Origin of the sequence: Achromobacter sp. SIMBA_011, assembly GCF_046535435.1 — a bacterium.
Taxonomy (GTDB): Bacteria; Pseudomonadota; Gammaproteobacteria; order Burkholderiales; family Burkholderiaceae_B; genus Achromobacter; species Achromobacter dolens.
In genome coordinates, this window is record NZ_JAWRWN010000137.1 from 1 (window position 1) to 350 (window position 350).

The 350-nt window shown below is 67.4% G+C and carries 1 pseudogene; it reads right to left on the bottom strand.

The window, feature by feature from the left end:
• Positions 1–350 (bottom strand): annotated as a pseudogene (locus tag SB816_RS30260) (TetR family transcriptional regulator); the annotation flags it as partial.

Sequence of the window (350 nt, forward strand, 5' to 3'; positions counted from 1 at the left end):
CGCTGGAGGTCCTGACTGCGTCGAAACCGGCGTCCAGCATCGCTTCCGCGTCGTTCCACAGATTGCCGCGCAGGCGGTTGGTCCAGATCATCGACGCGAACACGCCTTCGAGCAGCGACACGAGATGGACGGCCGCCAGGTGCACGTCGAGATCGGCGGCGATTTCGCCGGCCGCGATCGCCCGGCGCAGCAGCGCCTTCGTGATGCGCAGCATCTGCAGCTCCAGCAGCATGCGGCGCCGTTGCAGCGCGCCGTTCTCCTCGCTCTGCTCGCACTTCGTATAGAGGATCACCAGCACGCGCTGCATCGAGCCCGGCTCCCCGCATTGCTGCAGGTAGTGCGACGCCGCG